General features: G+C 60.1%; 14 protein-coding genes. 5 read left to right on the top strand and 9 right to left on the bottom strand.

Translation table 11 applies throughout. The features are described 5' to 3' along the window. Positions 1-57: 57 nt before the first annotated feature. Positions 58-1026: a GGDEF domain-containing protein gene (locus tag F2P67_RS12450; protein ID WP_166220738.1), complete on the top strand. Its 969-nt coding sequence runs from the start codon at positions 58-60 to the stop codon at positions 1024-1026. A 196-nt stretch (positions 1027-1222) separates the two neighbouring features. On the opposite strand, the gene fabI is transcribed toward F2P67_RS12450, so the two are convergent. The 8 genes from fabI to gloB form a co-directional block, all read right to left on the bottom strand. Further along, the gene (gene fabI, locus F2P67_RS12445) at positions 1223-2017 is read right to left on the bottom strand and encodes an enoyl-ACP reductase FabI (protein ID WP_007910591.1); all 795 of its coding nucleotides are present in this window, start codon (positions 2015-2017) and stop codon (positions 1223-1225) included. A 19-nt stretch (positions 2018-2036) separates the two neighbouring features. Further along, positions 2037-3647 carry an ABC transporter ATP-binding protein gene (locus F2P67_RS12440; RefSeq protein WP_166220736.1) on the bottom strand — a complete coding sequence of 537 codons (1611 nt, stop codon included), beginning with the start codon at positions 3645-3647 and terminating at the stop codon, positions 2037-2039. A 1-nt stretch (position 3648) separates the two neighbouring features. Further along, the gene (locus tag F2P67_RS12435; RefSeq protein ID WP_038366044.1) at positions 3649-4668 is read right to left on the bottom strand and encodes an ABC transporter permease; all 1020 of its coding nucleotides are present in this window, start codon (positions 4666-4668) and stop codon (positions 3649-3651) included. A 1-nt stretch (position 4669) separates the two neighbouring features. Further along, positions 4670-5743, bottom strand: a complete 1074-nt coding sequence (locus F2P67_RS12430) for a microcin C ABC transporter permease YejB (protein WP_166220734.1) — start codon at positions 5741-5743, stop codon at positions 4670-4672. 4 nt (positions 5744-5747) lie between these two features. After that, positions 5748-7589: an extracellular solute-binding protein gene (locus F2P67_RS12425; protein ID WP_166220731.1), complete on the bottom strand. Its 1842-nt coding sequence runs from the start codon at positions 7587-7589 to the stop codon at positions 5748-5750. Further along, the gene (locus F2P67_RS12420; protein WP_166220729.1) at positions 7586-9418 is read right to left on the bottom strand and encodes an extracellular solute-binding protein; all 1833 of its coding nucleotides are present in this window, start codon (positions 9416-9418) and stop codon (positions 7586-7588) included. Before F2P67_RS12420 ends, F2P67_RS12425 begins: the two co-directional genes overlap by 4 nt. A gap of 287 nt (positions 9419-9705) precedes the next feature. Beyond that, a complete protein-coding gene (locus tag F2P67_RS12415; RefSeq protein WP_166220727.1) occupies positions 9706-11169 on the bottom strand; it encodes a transglycosylase SLT domain-containing protein in 1464 nt (487 codons plus the stop codon). A 99-nt stretch (positions 11170-11268) separates the two neighbouring features. Continuing rightward, positions 11269-12036 carry a hydroxyacylglutathione hydrolase gene (gloB, locus tag F2P67_RS12410; protein WP_166220725.1) on the bottom strand — a complete coding sequence of 256 codons (768 nt, stop codon included), beginning with the start codon at positions 12034-12036 and terminating at the stop codon, positions 11269-11271. 66 nt (positions 12037-12102) lie between these two features. Between gloB and F2P67_RS12405 the strand changes: the two genes are divergently transcribed. Then, the gene (locus F2P67_RS12405) at positions 12103-12861 is read left to right on the top strand and encodes a class I SAM-dependent methyltransferase (RefSeq protein ID WP_166220723.1); all 759 of its coding nucleotides are present in this window, start codon (positions 12103-12105) and stop codon (positions 12859-12861) included. Between the two features lie 91 nt (positions 12862-12952). Next, a complete protein-coding gene (gene rnhA, locus F2P67_RS12400; RefSeq protein WP_003224162.1) occupies positions 12953-13414 on the top strand; it encodes a ribonuclease HI in 462 nt (153 codons plus the stop codon). A gap of 112 nt (positions 13415-13526) precedes the next feature. Here the strand turns inward: rnhA and F2P67_RS12395 are convergent, their stop codons facing one another. After that, positions 13527-13832 carry a DUF2388 domain-containing protein gene (locus tag F2P67_RS12395; RefSeq protein ID WP_166220721.1) on the bottom strand — a complete coding sequence of 102 codons (306 nt, stop codon included), beginning with the start codon at positions 13830-13832 and terminating at the stop codon, positions 13527-13529. A 188-nt stretch (positions 13833-14020) separates the two neighbouring features. Between F2P67_RS12395 and dnaQ the strand changes: the two genes are divergently transcribed. Both dnaQ and F2P67_RS12385 read left to right on the top strand, forming a co-directional pair. Next, positions 14021-14779, top strand: a complete 759-nt coding sequence (dnaQ, locus tag F2P67_RS12390; protein WP_166220719.1) for a DNA polymerase III subunit epsilon — start codon at positions 14021-14023, stop codon at positions 14777-14779. Between the two features lie 130 nt (positions 14780-14909). After that, positions 14910-17165 (top strand): Orn/Lys/Arg family decarboxylase, encoded by a 2256-nt coding sequence (locus F2P67_RS12385; protein ID WP_166220717.1) that lies wholly within the window; start codon positions 14910-14912, stop codon positions 17163-17165. Positions 17166-17173 lie beyond the last annotated feature (8 nt).

The following is a 17173-nucleotide window of genomic DNA, read 5'->3' as shown; positions in this document are numbered from 1 at the left end:
GAAGCATCACCAAATCGGGTCTACGCTAAGGTTCATTGCTGCCAATGGAGTGTGCGAATGCTGGTGCCAGGAAAACCCGCCAATGAAACTGTGCGAATACAAGTGCTGCAGGGTCTTGACCTCCTCGATTCAGCCCCCGAAGAGCGTTTCGACCGACTGACGCGTCTGGCCAAACGCCTGTTCAATGTGCCGATCGCGCTGGTGACGCTGGTCGACAAGGATCGACAGTGGTTCAAGTCTTGCGTGGGCCTGGACGCTACTGAAACTCCGCGAGACGTGTCCTTCTGCGGCCACGCGATACTTCAAGACGAACTGTTGCTGGTGCGTGATGCCCGCGAGGACGAACGCTTTCACGACAATCCCTTGGTGACCGGCGCCCCGAACATTCGCTTCTACGCCGGTTATCCGCTGACCGTGCCCAACGGCAACAAAATGGGCACGTTATGCCTGATCGACACAAAACCCCGCGATCTTGACGAAGAAGAGCGCGCACTCTTGCGTGATCTCGCGGAAATGGCCGAGCAAGAGTTGACAGCGGTGCAAATGGCGAGCATGGACGAGCTGACGCTGCTGTCCAACCGTCGCGGCTTCAAGCAACTGGCCCAGCACGCACTGGACGCCTGTGCGCGACTGGAGAAACCGGCGACGCTGCTGTTTTTCGACCTCAACGACTTCAAGCAGATCAACGACCTCTACGGCCATGCCGAAGGCGACAGTGCGCTGAAAACCTTTGCTGATGTGCTGCGCATCGCCTTTCGCGAGAGCGATGTGGTCGGGCGCCTGGGCGGTGATGAGTTTGTCGCGCTGCTGACCGGGTCGAGCCACATCGAAACCACGGCGATCATGGCGCGGCTCAAGGAAATTCTCGAAGAACGCAATGCCACGTTGCACCGGGGCTATGCGATTCGATTCAGCGTCGGCCAGATTGAATACGATTCGAAACGCCATGAGACCGTAGATCGCCTGCTGGCGGATGCGGACGGGGCGATGTATGCGCATAAGCAGGAATTGAAGCGCTGTCAGTGAGAGCCTCTTTGCTGGCATATCCAAATGTCGGGTTTACCACCAATCTCTGTGGGAGCGGGCTTGCTCGCGAAGGCGTCCGGTCTGACAGCCTCAATGTTGAATGTGCCGGCCTATTCGCGAGCAAGCCCGCTCCCACAGAAACAGTGGGCAATAAAAAACCCGCCAATTGGCGGGTTTTTTATCGGCTAAGCGAAGATCACTCTTCGATGTTGCCCATGGCGGTGGTGTTGAAACCGCCGTCCACGTACATGATTTCACCGCTGATGCCCGACGCCAGGTCGGAGCACAGGAAGGCGCCGGCGTTGCCGACTTCGTCGATGGTGACGTTGCGACGCAGCGGAGTTTGCGCTTCGTTGGCGGCCAGCATCTTGCGGAAGTTCTTGATGCCCGAGGCTGCCAGAGTGCGGATCGGGCCAGCCGATACGCAGTTGACGCGGGTGCCGTCCGGGCCCAGGGAGCCGGCCAGGTAACGCACGCCAGCTTCCAGCGAAGCCTTGGCCATGCCCATGACGTTGTAGTTAGGCATGGTGCGCTCGGCGCCCAGGTACGACAGGGTCAGCAGGCTGCCGTTGCGGCCTTTCATCATTTCGCGGCCGGCTTTGGCCAGGGCCACGAAGCTGTAGGCGCTGATGTCGTGAGCGATGCGGAAACCGTCACGGGTGGTGGCTTCGGTGAAGTCGCCGTCCAGTTGGTCGCCCGGGGCGAAACCAACGGAGTGGACGATGCAGTCCAGGCCGTCCCACTTCTTGCTCAGCGCTTCGAAGACCTTGGCGATTTCTTCATCGCTGGCCACGTCGCACGGGAAGCACAGCTCAGGGCTCGAACCCCAGCCTTGGGCGAATTCTTCAACACGACCTTTCAGTTTGTCGTTCTGATAAGTGAAGGCAAGCTCAGCGCCCTCGCGATGCATGGCGGCAGCGATGCCGGATGCGATGGACAGCTTGCTGGCGACACCGACGATCAGTACGCGCTTACCGGCGAGAAAACCCATGTGTTGCTCCTCTTTCAGGTTATTGCGCAGTGGCTGGTGCCAAAAAAGCGGCTTCCAGCAACTGCTGTGTATACGGATGTTTAGGGGCGGCAAAGATTTCTTGCGCGTCTCCCTGTTCGACCACTTGGCCATGCTTGACCACCATCAACTGGTGGCTCAGCGCTTTAACAACAGCCAAATCATGGCTGATGAACAAATACGTCAGGTTGTACTTGGCTTGCAGTGAACGCAACAGCTCCACCACTTGCCGCTGCACCGTGCGGTCGAGCGCCGACGTCGGCTCGTCCAGCAGGATCAGCGCCGGTTTCAGCACCAAAGCCCGGGCAATGGCGATTCGTTGCCGTTGCCCACCGGAAAATTCGTGGGGGTAGCGGTGCCGGGTTTCCGGATCCAGACCTACCTCCTTCAATGCCGCAATAATCGCCGCTTCCTGTTCGGCCGCGGTGCCCATCTTGTGAATCCGCAGGCCTTCGCCAACGATATCGCTGACGCACATGCGCGGGCTCAGGCTGCCAAACGGATCCTGAAACACCACCTGCATCTCCCGACGCAACGGGCGAACCTCGTTCTGCGTCAGGCAGTCTAGCTGCTTGCCTTCAAAGCGGATCGCGCCTTTGCTGCCGATCAGCCGCAAAATCGCCAGACCCAGCGTGGATTTACCGGAACCGCTTTCCCCCACAATCCCCAGAGTCTGACCCTGAGGCAGGCTGAAATTGATGCCGTCCACTGCCTTGACGTGATCCACCGTGCGTTTGAGCAGGCCTTTCTTGATCGGGAACCAGACTTTCAGGTTCTCGACTTCGAGCAGCGGCGCCCCGATTTTATTGGTCGCCGGGCCTCCGCTGGGCTCCGCGCCGAGCAATTCCCGAGTGTACGGATGCTGCGGCGAACGGAACAGCTCTGCGCACGATGCCTGTTCGACGATGCAACCGCGCTGCATGACACATACGCGATGCGCAATTCTTCGCACCAGGTTCAAATCGTGACTGATCAGTAACAGCGACATGCCCAATCTGGCCTGCAATTCCTTGAGCAAATCGAGGATTTTCAGCTGAACGGTCACATCCAGAGCGGTGGTTGGCTCGTCGGCAATCAACAGTTCCGGCTCGTTGGCCAGGGCCATGGCGATCATCACCCGCTGACGCTGGCCGCCGGACAATTCGTGGGGCAGGGCCTTGAGGCGCTTGTGCGGCTCGGGGATGCCGACCATCTCCAGCAGCTCCAGCGTGCGTTTGGTCGCGACTTTGCCGGTCAGGCCTTTGTGGATGCCGAGGACTTCGTTGATCTGCTTCTCGATCGAGTGCAGCGGATTAAGCGAGGTCATCGGCTCCTGAAAAATCATCGCGATGCGGTTGCCGCGAATATGGCGAATGGTTTTTTCGCTCAGCCCCAGCAGGTTCTGCCCGGCGTAATTGATGATGCCGGCCGGGTGACGGGCCATCGGGTAAGGCAGCAGGCGCAGGATCGAGTGCGCCGTCACCGATTTGCCCGAGCCGGATTCGCCGACCAGCGCCAGGGTTTCGCCACGCTTGATGTCGAAACTCACGCCTTCCACGACCCGGTGCACGCGCTCGCCGAAACCGAACTCGACGGCGAGGTCGCGCACTTCGATCAGATTGTCCTGATTCATTTCACTTCCTCGGGTCGAAGGCATCGCGAGCGGACTCGCCGATAAACACCAGCAAACTCAACATCAGCGCCAGCACGGCAAACGCGCTCATGCCCAGCCACGGCGCTTGCAGGTTGGATTTGCCCTGGGCGACCAGTTCACCCAGCGACGGACTGCCGGCCGGCAAGCCGAAACCGAGGAAGTCCAGCGCGGTGAGGGTGCCGATGGCGCCGGTGAGGATGAACGGCATGAAGGTCATGGTCGAGACCATCGCGTTGGGCAAGATATGGCGGAACATGATCGCGCCGTTCTGCATGCCCAGCGCCCTTGCTGCGCGCACGTATTCAAGGTTGCGGCCACGCAGGAACTCGGCGCGCACCACGTCGACCAGGCTCATCCACGAGAACAGCAGCATGATCCCCAGCAGCCACCAGAAATTCGGCTGAACAAAACTGGCGAGAATGATCAGCAGGTAAAGCACCGGCAAACCCGACCAGATCTCCAGAAAACGCTGCCCGGCCAGATCGACCCAGCCGCCATAGAAACCCTGCAGCGCGCCGGCAATCACGCCGATGATTGAACTCAGCACGGTCAGCGTCAGTGCGAACAACACCGAGATGCGGAAGCCATAAATCACCCGCGCCAGCACATCGCGGCCCTGATCGTCGGTACCCAGCAAGTTGTCCGCAGAAGGCGGTGCAGGGGCCGGGACTTTCAGGTCGTAGTTGATGCTCTGGTAGCTGTAGGGAATCGGTGCCCACAACACCCACGCATCCTTGGCCTTGAGCAGTTCGCGGATGTACGGGCTCTTGTAGTTGGCCTCCAGCGGGAATTCGCCGCCGAACGTGGTTTCCGGGTAACGCTTGATCGCCGGGAAGTACCAGTTGTTGTCGTAGTGCACCACCAGCGGCTTGTCGTTGGCGATCAGTTCGGCGCCAAGGCTTGCGCCGAACAGGATCAGAAACAGCCACAGCGACCACCAGCCACGCTTGTTGGCCTTGAACAGTTCGAAGCGGCGGCGGTTGAGAGGGGACAGGTTCATCTCAATGCTCCCGGCTTTCGAAGTCGATACGCGGATCGACCAGGGTGTAGGTGAGGTCGCCGATCAGTTTCACCACCAGCCCCAACAGCGTGAAGATAAACAGGGTGCCGAACACCACCGGGTAATCGCGGTTGATCGCCGCTTCGAAACTCATCAGGCCGAGGCCGTCGAGGGAGAAGATCACCTCCACCAGCAACGAGCCGGTGAAGAAGATCCCGATAAACGCCGACGGGAACCCGGCGATCACCAGCAGCATGGCGTTGCGGAACACATGACCATAGAGCACGCGGTGACGGGTCAGACCCTTGGCCTTGGCGGTGACCACGTACTGCTTGTTGATCTCGTCGAGGAAGCTGTTTTTGGTCAGCAAAGTCATGGTCGCGAAGTTGCCGATCACCAGCGCTGTCACCGGTAGCGCCAGGTGCCAGAAGTAATCGAGAATCTTGCCGCCCAGGCTCAACTCATCGAAGTTGTTCGACGTCAGCCCGCGTAGAGGAAACCAGTCCAGATAACTGCCGCCGGCAAACACCACGATCAGCAGGATTGCAAAGAGGAACGCCGGGATCGCGTAACCGACGATGATCGCCGAACTGGTCCAGACGTCGAAGTGGCTGCCGTGGCGCGTAGCCTTGGCGATCCCCAGCGGGATCGACACCAGGTACATGATCAACGTGCTCCACAGCCCCAGCGAGATCGACACCGGCATCTTTTCCTTGATCAGGTCGATGACCTTGGCGTCACGGAAAAAGCTGTCACCAAAATCCAGCGTGGCGTAGTTCTTGACCATGATCCACAGGCGTTCCGGGGCCGACTTGTCGAACCCGTACATGTGCTCGATTTCCTTGATCAGCGCCGGGTCGAGGCCTTGCGCACCGCGATAGGCGGAACCGGCCACCGAGACCTCGGCACCGCCACCGGCGATGCGGCTGGTGGCGCCTTCGAAGCCTTCGAGCTTGGCGATCATCTGCTCCACCGGGCCGCCGGGCGCGGCTTGAATGATCACGAAGTTGATCAGCAAAATGCCGAACAGGGTCGGAATGATCAGCAACAGTCGTCGAAAAATGTACGCCAGCATCTGATTACTCCGTGCCCGCAGGGTCGGCTTGCAGTTGGGTTTCGACTTCTACCGCCGGTTTCGCATCGGGTTTGACCCACCAGGTGTTAATGCCGATGTCGTACTTGGGGGAGACTTTCGGGTGGCCGATGTGGTTCCAGTACGCCACGCGCCAGGTCTTGATGTGCCAGTTGGGGATCACGTAATAACCCCATTGCAGCACACGATCCAGCGCACGGGCGTGGGCCACCAGACTTTTGCGCGAGTCGGCGTTGATCAGGTTCTCGACCAGTTGATCGACGGTCGCATCCTTCAGACCCATGGTGTTGCGACTGCTCGGCTTGTCGGCGGCGGCGCTCATCCAGTATTCGCGTTGTTCGTTACCCGGCGAGTTGGACTGCGGGAAACTGCCGACCACCATGTCGAAGTCCCGCGACCGCACACGGTTGATGTACTGCGAGACGTCGACGCGACGGATCACCAGATCGATACCGAGGTCGCTGAGGTTGCGCTTGAACGGCAGCAGCACGCGTTCGAATTCGGTCTGTGCCAGCAGGAATTCGATGACCACCGGTTTGCCGCTGGCATCGGCCATTTTGTCGTCGACGATCTTCCAGCCGGCCTCTTGCAGCAACTGATAGGCCTCGCGCTGCTGCGTGCGGATCATCCCGCTGGCATCGGTTTTCGGGTTCTCGAACGCTTCGCTGAACACCTGCGCCGGCAGCTTGCTGCGGAACGGGTCGAGGATCGCCACTTGATCGGCATCCGGCAGGCCGGTGGCGGCCATTTCCGAGTTTTCGAAGTAACTGCGGGTGCGCGCATAAGCGCCGTTGAACAGTTGCTTGTTGGTCCATTCGAAGTCGAACAACAGGCCGAGAGCCTGCCGTACGCGCACGTCCTGGAACACTGGGCGGCGCAGGTTGAAGACGAAGCCCTGCATGCCGGTCGGGTTGCTGTTGGCGATCTGTTCCTTGATCAGCCGGCCTTCGGTCACGGCGGGCACGTTGTAAGCGTTGGCCCAGTTCTTCGCGGCCATCTCCAGCCAGTAATCGAACTGCCCGGCCTTCAGCGCTTCGAGGGCGACGGTGTTGTCGCGGTAATAATCGGTGGTCATCACGTCGAAGTTGTAAAAGCCGCGATTGACCGGCAGATCCTTGCCCCAGTAGTCCTTGACCCGCTCGTAACGCACCGAACGGCCGGCCTTGACTTCGGCGACCTTGTACGGGCCACTGCCGAGCGGGATTTCCAGATTGCCCTTGGCAAAATCGCGATCGGCCCACCAGTGTTTCGGCAGCACCGGCAACTGGCCGAGGATCAGCGGCAGCTCGCGGTTATTGGTGTGCTTGAACTTGAACAGCACCTTGAGCGGGTCTTCAGCGATGACTTCGGCGACATCGCTGTAGTAGCCGCGAAACAGTGGCGAGCCTTCTTTGGTCAGGGTGTTGAAACTGAACACCACGTCGTCGGCGCGCACCGGGTGACCATCGTGGAAACGCGCTTCGGGGCGCAGGTAGAAACGCACCCAGCTGTTGTCCGGGGCTTTTTCGATCTGGCGGGCGATCAGTCCGTATTCGGTAAACGGCTCGTCGAGGCTGTGCTTGGTCAGGGTGTCGTAGATCTGACCGATGTCCTCGGCCGGCACGCCTTTGCTGATGAACGGGTTGAGGCTGTCGAAACCGCCGAAACCGGCCTGACGGAACACGCCGCCCTTGGGCGCGTCGGGGTTCACGTAATCGAATTGCTTGAAATCGGCCGGGTATTTCGGTGGCTCGTTGTACAGGGTCACGGCGTGTTGCGGGGCGGCGCAGGCCAGCCCGGCGAACAGCAGACCGCTGGCCTGCACGAGCAGGGCGCGGATGGGGCTCATTGATCTTTCTCCGAAGATTTCAGCCACCACGCGCTCAGGCCCAATGTGTAGGGCGGCGTGGTGACGAAGGCCAACCGGTTGCGGTAGGCCAGACGGTGATAATTGAGGTACCAGTTGGGAATGCTGTAGTGCTGCCAGAGCAGCACGCGGTCGAGCGCCTTGCCGGCGGCGACCTGTTCATCGCGGGTTCTCGCGGCGAGCAATTGTTCGAGCAGGTGGTCAACCACCGGGTTGGCGATGCCCGCGTAATTCTTGCTGCCCTTGACCCCGACCTGACTGGAATGGAAGTACTGCCACTGCTCAAGGCCCGGGCTGAGGGTCTGGTTGAGCGTCATCAGGATCATGTCGAAGTCGAACTGATCGAGGCGCTGTTTGTATTGCGCGCGATCCACCGTGCGCAGGCGCGCATCGATGCCGATGCTGTTGAGGTTCTCGATGTACGGCTGGAGGATGCGCTCAAGGTTCGGATTAACCAGCAGCAGTTCGAAACTCAGCGGCTGCCCATTGGCGTTTTGCAGGCGTTGGCCGTTGAGCTTCCAGCCCGCTTCGGCGAGCAGCGCCAGGGCCTTGCGCATGGTGTCCCGAGGAATGCCGCGACCATCGGTTTGCGGCAGGGTGAACGGCTCGGTGAACAGCTTGGCCGCAAGCTGATCCTTGTACGGTTTGAGCATCAGCCATTCATGCCCGACCGGCAGCCCCGTCGCGGAAAACTCGCTGTTGGGATAATAACTGGTGGTGCGCTTGTAAGCGTCGCTGAACAGTGCGCGGTTGGTCCATTCGAAGTCGAACATCAGGCCCAGCGCTTCGCGGGTTTTCACGTCGGCAAACGTCGCGCGGCGAGTGTTCATGAACAGACCCTGGCTCTGGGTCGGGATCTGGTGCGGTATCTGTGCCTTGATCACGTCGCCACGGCGCACCGCCGGGAAGTTGTAGCCGTTGGCCCAGTTCTTCGCCTGATGCTCGATGTAGATGTCGAACTCGCCGGCCTTGAACGCTTCGAAGGCGACGTCGCTGTCGCGGTAGAACTCGACCTCCATGCGATCAAAGTTGTACTTGCCGCGATTGACCGGCAAGTCCTTGCCCCAGTAATCCTTGACCCGCTCGAAAATCAACTGCCGCCCCGGCGTCACCGAGGTAATGCGGTACGGCCCGCTGCCCAGCGGCGGTTCGAAGGTAGTGGCCTTGAAGTCGCGGTCTTTCCAGTAATGCTGCGGCAGCACCGGCAACTCACCGAGGCGCAGGATCAACAGCGGATTGCCTGAGCGCTTCATGACGAAGCGAATCCGCTGTTTGTTGAGAATGTCGACCCGCAGCACTTCCTGAAGGGCGGTGCGATATAGCGGATGGCCTTCCTTGAGCAGCAGCCGATAGGAGAACGCCACGTCGTAGGCGGTAATCGGCGTGCCGTCGTGAAAACGTGCCTCCGGGCGCAGGTTGAACACCACCCAGCTGCGATCTTCGCTGTATTCCACCGATTGCGCGATCAATCCGTAGCTCGACGCCGGCTCATCGCCCGACGGCGAGTACTGCCCGGTACCGACCATCAGCGGCTCGTTCAGCTCGTTGATGCCGTACTGGAGGAAATTCGGTGTGGTGACCGGGCTGGTGCCCTTGAACGTGTAAGGGTTGACCGTATCGAAGGTGCCAAATGCCATCACCCGCAACGTACCGCCCTTGGGCGCTTGCGGGTTGACCCAGTCGAAGTGGGTAAATCTGGCCGGGTACTTGAGCGTGCCGAACTGCGCATAACCGTGACTCTCGGTAATCGTCGCGCTTGCGGTTGAGCTCAAGGCCAGGCTGATCAGGAGCAGGAGGAGGGGACGCTTCAAGTCAGATCCGATCCAGGCGGCTTGGGCTTAGTGGGCCGTACAGTAACAGCTTGTCTGGACAGGAAAAAGATCGGGGGTTAATGCGCTGTTAATCGTTACTCGGTGCTTAGCTGATTTGCTTCCGTGGCGAGGGTATTTATCCCCGTTGGACTGCGTAGCAGTCCCTTCTTGGCCGAGAAGCGGGGCCGCTGCGCGCCCCAACGGGGATAAATCCCCTCGCCACAGGGTTGCGCCAGGCACAAAACAACCGGCAATAAAAAAGCCCCTGAAATTCAGGGGCTCTTCTGTCAGTGCGGCTGATAAACCGTGAGCATCTGCCCAGGCTTGAGTGCCTTGCCCGCACCCGGGTTCCAGCGCTTGAGATGTTGCATCTCGACGTTGAAACGCTTGGCCACCACGTAAAGGGTGTCGCCACGCTTGACCTTGTACTGGGTCTGCTGTTTTTCCTCGCTCTTGCCTTTGCTCTTGCTGTTGGCCGCGATCACGGTGTTGACCCGACCGCTACTGCGCGAAGGCGAACGCTTGGCGGTGTCTTGCATCACCAGGGTCTGGCCGACCTTGAGGTTCTTGCCGGTCAGCTTGTTCCAGCGTTGCAGATCCTTCACTTCGACCTTGTTGGCCTTGGCGATGGAGCCGAGGTTGTCGCCGCGCTTCACGCGGTAAGCTCGCTTGAGCTGCGCCACCTCGCTCGGGTTGGCGCCTTCGAACACCGGTTTCAGGGAGCGCGGGCTGATCAGTTCTTCCGGGCGCATGGTCTGCAGACTGGCCGTCAGCAGTTGCGCCTTCGACGTCGGCACCAGCAAATGCTGAGGGCCGTCGATGGTGGTGCGTTGCTTGAACGCCGGATTGAGCTGGAACAGTTCGTCTTCGTCGATGTTGGCCACCGCCGCCACCTTGGAAAGGTCCATGCGCTGGTTGATTTCGACGACCTGGAAGTACGGTTCGTTGGCGATCGGGTTGAGGTTCACACCGTAGGCTTCCGGCGCGAGTACCACTTGCGAGAGTGCCAGCAGCTTCGGCACGTACGCCTGGGTTTCCGCCGGCAGCGGCAGGTTCCAGTAATCGGTCGGCAGGCCAAGCTTTTCGTTGCGCTCGATGGCGCGGCTGACCGTGCCTTCGCCAGCGTTGTACGCCGCCAGAGCGAGCAGCCAGTCGCCGTTGAACATGTCATGCAGGCGAGTCAGGTAATCCATCGCTGCAGTGGTCGAGGCGGTGATGTCGCGACGGCCATCGTAGAAGCGGGTCTGGCGCAGATTGAAGTAACGCCCGGTGGAAGGAATGAATTGCCAGAGACCCACTGCGTCGGCCCGGGAATAGGCCATCGGGTTGTAGGCGCTTTCAATCACTGGCAGCAGGGCCAGTTCCAGCGGCATGTTGCGTTCTTCGAGGCGTTCGACGATGTAATGAATGTAGAGACTGCCGCGTTCACCGGCGTTCTCGAGGAAAGAGGGATTGCTGGCGAACCACAGGCGCTGTTGCTCGATGCGCGGGTTGACGCCGAGGCCTTCCTGCAGCTGGAAGCCCTGGCGCATGCGTTCCCAGATATCCTGGGGAACCTGTGGGCTGGGCTTCTCGGTCAGCCAGATCGGCTTCTGCTTGGCTCGCGCAGCAATGTTCGGCGTATGGGTCGCTTCAGTCTGCGGAGCATGGCTGGAACAGCCCGCCAGCGTGGCGGACACAGCCACCGCGATGGCTTGCGCCAGGCGGGTCAATGCGTCTGAATTGACGGACTTACGTATGGATGACGACATTGGCTGGAAGTAAGTTCCGGGCAAAAATGTCGGGCGATTCTAGAAAGCGCACCCCCTGCGGTCAACCATTCAGAATTTTTGTACCAGACAGTGAGTCACTTAGAACTTATCTTTCCAGGCCCGCAGGGCTGCAAAAACCTCACTCGGCGCCCGGTTTTGAGCGCCTGCCCGTTCGTCCACTTTTTGTTTAACTAATGTTTCACCCGTGCGCAAAAACGGATTGGTGAGCTTTTCCAGGGCCAATGTCGAGGGCAGGGTCATCACACCTCGTTCGCGTTTCTCGGTGACGTCTTTTAGACGGGCGGCGACATCCGGATTAGTCGGCTCGACCGCCGCGGCAAACTTCAGATTGCTCAGGGTGTATTCATGGGTGCAGTAGACCAGCGTGTCTTCCGGTAGCGCGGCGAGTCGGCTCAGCGAATGGTGCATTTGCTCCGGCGTACCTTCGAACAAACGCCCGCATCCGGCGGCGAACAGAGTGTCGCCGCAGAACAGCAAGCCATGATGGTAATAGGCAATGTGTCCCAGGGTGTGACCGGGCACCGCATAGACATCGAAGTCCCAGCCGAGCACGCTGACGTTGTCGTTGTCCTTGAGGGCCACGTCCCGCGCCGGGATGTTTTCGCTGGCGGGGCCATAGACTGTCGCACCGCTCGCGGCCTTCAAGCGTTCGACGCCGCCGACGTGGTCATGGTGGTGATGGGTGATCAGGATATCGCTCAACACCCACCCCGGGTGGGCAGCGAGCCACGCCTGCACGGGTGCGGCATCGCCCGGATCAACCACCGCGCAGCGCTGGGTACGGTGATCCTGTAACAACCAGATGTAGTTGTCGGTGAACGCGGGCAGGGCACTGATCTGTATCATCGTCGGAATTCGCCAAGCGGAAAACATTGGCGCATCTTAGTAGTTCCTGGCGCGTTGGAGAATGACATGACCGATAAAGCGTTCGCTCAGGCCGATCCTGACTGGCTGGCGTTGATCAGCGCCGCCCGTGAGTGGCTGTCGGGACCGCTCGGGCAGTTTCTGCTCGACGAAGAGCGGCGCATGCTCGAAGACGAGCTGGGCCGGTTCTTTGGCGGTTATTTGGTGCATTACGGACCCTCCGCCGAAACCCCGCCGGCGGCGCCGCAAGTGCAGCGTAATGTGCGCCTCGGTGCGCCGTTGCCCGGCGTCGAGATTGTCTGCGAAGAGCAGGCCTGGCCATTGAGCGAACACGCCGCCGACGTCGTGGTGATGCAGCACGGTCTGGATTTCTGCCTGTCGCCCCACGGTCTGCTGCGTGAAGCCGCGAGCAGCGTACGCCCCGGCGGGCATCTGCTGATTATCGGAATCAATCCCTGGAGCACCTGGGGGCTGCGCCATGTTTTCGCCCACGATGCCTTGCGTCAGGCCCGCTGTATCTCGCCGTCGCGGGTCGCCGACTGGCTCAACCTGCTGGGCTTTGCGCTGGAGAAACGCCGCTTCGGGTGCTATCGTCCGCCGCTCGCGTCGATCAAGTGGCAGGCTCGTCTGGCCGGTTGGGAACGCAAGGCCGGCGACTGGCAACTTTCAGGCGGCGGCTTCTATTTATTGGTGGCACGCAAGATTGTGGTCGGGCTGCGACCCTTGCGTCAGGAACGTCGCGAGCCGATGGGCAAGCTGATTCCGCTGCCGATGGCCAAGGTCAATCGCCGCCGCATCGAACCGTAAACCTTTTTTTATAGTGGCCGGACTTGCTCCGGCTGCGGCCATCGTCGATTCCGGATTGACGAGGCAACGCACATTTTCTGGATAGATTGGCATGAGCGAAAGCGTCGATAGCGTAGAACTGTTCACTGACGGCGCCTGCAAGGGCAACCCCGGCCCGGGCGGCTGGGGCGCCTTGCTGGTGTGCAAGGGCGTCGAAAAGGAACTGTGGGGCGGCGAGGCCAATACCACCAACAACCGCATGGAACTGCTCGGCGCCATCCGTGGCCTCGAAGCCTTGAAGCGCCCCTGCGAAGTGTTGCTGGTAACCGACTCGCAATACGTGATGAAGGGCATCAACGAGTGGATGGCCAACTGGAAAAAGCGCGGCTGGAAAACCGCCGCGAAGGAGCCGGTTAAAAACGCCGATCTGTGGAAAGAGCTGGATGAACAGGTCAACCGCCACAAGGTCACCTGGAAATGGGTACGCGGGCACATAGGCCACCACGGCAACGAGCGGGCTGACCAGTTGGCCAACCGTGGGGTGGATGAAGTGCGCGGTTACAAGCAGTCCTGATTTTTTCTGATGTATCGCGGTGCGGCCATTCGCGAGCAAGCCCGCTCCCACAGGAGATCTGCGTCATCCATAAATCCTGTGGGGCTTGCTCGCGAAGCATGATGGCGCGGACTCACAGAATCAAAATAGCCTCAGCCAACTGCTGATCACTGTAAGCACGATCCCCCAGCACTTGGCGAATCCGCAAAAAAGCCGCCTCCATTCGCACCCCGCGAATCTCCCCGCCACTCGCCACAAACGCCGCTGCATCATCCTTCGCCGCCAGCACAATCTTGTCGTCCTTGAACGATCCGCTCGTGCCTTTGCTCGAGCTGAGCGTCAGGCTCAGGGTGATATCGGTGCTGATGACGAAGCTTGTGGCACTTGCTTCAGTCGCCAGCAGAACAGTGGCTAGCATTAAAATCCGGGCAGTCTTCATGACGTGCTGTAGTCCGTGAGAAACAAGCCGCGCACGCTATCAACCTGGCCGTCGGCAAACTTTATGAAGATTGCTAATGATTGTTAAAAACTGCATGAGCGCCGATCACTCGGCGGTGCGCGCCGGTAGCTGCGAGCGTGTTAACATCCGCGTTTTTGCACGATTGACCCGTTGAGAGCTGAGCACTGATGGCCACCAGATCCGTTGTACTCGATACCGAAACCACCGGCATGCCGGTGACCGATGGTCACCGGATTATCGAAATCGGTTGTGTCGAACTGATCGGTCGGCGCCTGACTGGCCGGCACTTCCACGTTTATCTGCAACCGGATCGCGAGAGTGATGAAGGCGCCATCGGCGTCCACGGCATCACCAACGAATTCCTCGTCGGCAAACCGCGTTTTGCCGAAGTGGCCGATGAGTTCTTCGAATTCATCAAAGGCGCACAGCTGATCATCCATAACGCGGCGTTCGACGTTGGCTTCATCAACAACGAATTCGCCCTGATGGGCCAGCAGGATCGCGCCGACATCACGCAGCACTGCTCGATCCTCGACACCCTGATGATGGCCCGGGAACGTCACCCGGGGCAGCGCAACAGCCTCGATGCCTTGTGCAAACGTTATGGCGTCGACAACTCCGGCCGTGAACTGCACGGCGCCTTGCTCGACTCGGAGATTCTCGCCGACGTTTACTTGACCATGACTGGCGGCCAGACCAGCCTGTCGCTGGCGGGCAACGCTTCCGACGGTAATGGCACGGGCGAGGGCGCAGATAACTCGGCTACCGAAATCCGTCGTCTGCCGGCGGATCGCCAGCCTGCGCGAATCATTCGTGCCACCGAAGAAGAGCTGGCGGCGCATCAGGTACGCCTGGAAATCATCGCCAAGTCCGCCGGCGGCCCGGCACTGTGGACGCAGATTGCTGAAGCCGACGCTCAGGCTTGAGAGATTCCTCCCCACCAAATCAGTACACCCACGCGTGAAGCCAAGTGGCCACCCTCGCGCCTTTCGCTGCAACCCTCTACCCTGAGAGCATTGGCGGATGCGAATCCGCCGCCTCAGGACACTGAGCCCCATGTACAAAGATTTGAAGTTTCCGGTGTTGATCGTCCATCGCGACATCAAGGCCGACACGGTCGCCGGTGACCGTATCCGTGGCATCGCCCGGGAGTTGGAGCAGGAAGGTTTCAGTATCGTGTCGGCCACCGACTACGCCGAAGGGCGGTTGGTGGCATCGACCCATCATGGCCTCGCGTGCATGCTGATTGCCGCCGAGGACGCCAGCACGAATTCGCATCTGTTGCAGAACATGGCCGAACTGATCGGCCTGGCACGGGTGCGTGCGCCGGACTTGCCGATCTTTGCGCTGGGCGAGCAGGTCACACTGGAAAATGCTCCGGCGGATGCCATGGCCGAGCTTAATCAGTTGCGCGGCATTCTTTATCTGTTCGAAGACACCGTGCCGTTTCTTGCCCGGCAAGTGGCACGGGCGGCGCGCAAGTACCTGGATGGTTTGTTGCCACCGTTCTTCAAGGCACTGGTGCAACACACCGCCGACTCCAACTATTCCTGGCACACCCCCGGTCATGGCGGCGGTGTGGCCTATCACAAAAGCCCGGTGGGGCAGGCGTTTCACCAGTTCTTCGGGGAAAACACCCTGCGCTCGGACTTGTCGGTGTCGGTACCTGAACTCGGCTCGTTGCTCGATCACACCGGCCCCCTCGCCGAAGCCGAGGCGCGGGCCGCGCGCAACTTTGGCGCCGATCACACGTTCTTCGTAATCAATGGCACCTCGACCGCCAACAAGATCGTCTGGCATTCGATGGTCGCTCGCGATGATCTGGTGCTGGTGGATCGCAATTGCCACAAGTCGGTGTTGCACGCGATCATCATGACCGGCGCGATTCCGCTGTACCTGTGTCCGGAGCGTAATGAGCTGGGGATCATCGGCCCGATTCCGCTCAGCGAATTCAGCCGCGAGTCGATTCAGGCCAAGATCGATGCCAGTCCGTTGACCAAGGGCCGCGCTGCGAAAGTGAAACTCGCGGTAGTGACCAACTCGACCTACGACGGCCTCTGCTACAACGCCGAACTGATCAAGCAGAATCTCGGCAACAGCGTCGAGGTGCTGCATTTCGATGAGGCCTGGTACGCCTACGCGGCGTTCCATGAGTTTTTCGCCGGGCGCTACGGCATGGCCACTTCGCGCAGTGCCGACAGTCCGCTGGTGTTCACCACCCATTCCACGCACAAACTGCTCGCCGCGTTCAGTCAGGCCTCGATGATTCACGTGCAGGACGGCGGCGCGCGGCAGCTGGATCGTGACCGTTTCAACGAAGCGTTCATGATGCATATCTCGACGTCGCCGCAGTACAGCATCATCGCTTCGCTGGACGTCGCTTCGGCGATGATGGAAGGCCCGGCCGGGCGCTCGCTGTTGCAGGAAACCTTTGACGAAGCCCTGAGTTTCCGACGGGCGCTGGCCAATCTGCGCCAGCACATTGCGGCGGATGACTGGTGGTTCTCGATCTGGCAGCCGCCGGGTGTTGAAGGCATCGACCGCGTGCAGACCGAAGACTGGTTGTTGCAACCGGATGCCGACTGGCACGGTTTTGCCGATGTCGGCGATGACTATGTGCTGCTCGATCCGATCAAGGTCACGCTGGTGATGCCGGGGTTGAATGCCGGCGGCGCGCTGAGCGAGAAGGGCATCCCGGCCGCCGTGGTCAGCAAGTTCCTTTGGGAGCGCGGGCTGGTGGTGGAGAAAACCGGTCTGTATTCGTTTCTGGTGTTGTTTTCGATGGGCATCACCAAAGGCAAGTGGAGTACGCTGCTCACCGAGTTGCTGGAGTTCAAGCGCAGTTACGACGCCAACGTCAGTCTGGCGACGTGCCTGCCGTGTGTCGCGCAGGAGGACACCGCGCGTTATCGCAGCATGGGCCTGCGCGATCTGTGCGATCAATTGCATGCCTGTTACCGCAGCAATGCCACCGCCAAACACCTCAAACGCATGTACACCGTGCTGCCGGAAATCGCCATGAAACCCGCCCATGCCTACGATCATCTGGTGCGTGGCGAGGTCGAGGCGGTGCCCATTGATGAGCTGGAAGGCAGGATTGCCGCGGTGATGCTGGTGCCGTATCCGCCGGGAATTCCATTGATCATGCCCGGTGAGCGTTTTACCGAATCGACTCGTTCGATCATCGATTACCTGAAATTTGCCCGCACGTTCGATAGCAGCTTTCCCGGTTTTGTCGCCGATGTGCATGGACTGCAACATGAAGATGAAGGCAATGGACGGCTGTACACCGTCGATTGTGTCAAGGAATGAGGACTTTC

The organism is Pseudomonas atagonensis, assembly GCF_011369485.1.
In the GTDB taxonomy this organism is placed as follows: Bacteria; Pseudomonadota; Gammaproteobacteria; order Pseudomonadales; family Pseudomonadaceae; genus Aquipseudomonas; species Aquipseudomonas atagonensis.
The sequence above is the reverse complement of the archived record's forward strand: the minus strand, read 5'-3'. Positions and strand labels throughout refer to the sequence as shown.